This window comes from Lacinutrix sp. MEBiC02595 (genome assembly GCF_053601555.1).
This window is the reverse complement of the sequence record NZ_JBSHNU010000143.1, coordinates 1-281: the sequence shown is the minus strand read 5'-3', so window position 1 is coordinate 281 and position 281 is coordinate 1. Positions and strand designations below refer to the sequence as shown.

Annotated in this window: 1 protein-coding gene; it reads left to right on the top strand. The window is 43.4% G+C overall.

Annotation, left to right across the window (positions count from 1 at the left end; translation table 11 throughout):
- A partial coding sequence (locus ACVCZW_RS02115; RefSeq protein WP_452231529.1) for a hypothetical protein occupies positions 1–281 on the top strand: 281 nt, incomplete at both ends.

Here is a 281-nt window from a genome sequence, read left to right as displayed (position 1 = left end):
AGTACCCAACCTGTAACTGTTTTAACCTCTGGAAATGCCTCCTTTTCTATGACAGCAACTTGTGACGGCGGAACGGCAAATATCATAGGAGATTTTGGTGGGGGTTTTACGTTTAATCCAATACCAACCGATGGCGCAACTATAGATGCAACTAACGGAACGGTAACTAATGGACTTTCAGGAACCACATATACGATAGAATACACGAGTCCAGGAACCTGCGGAACAAGTAGCACACAAACGGTAACTGTTTTAACCTCCGGGAATGCTTCTTTTACTAT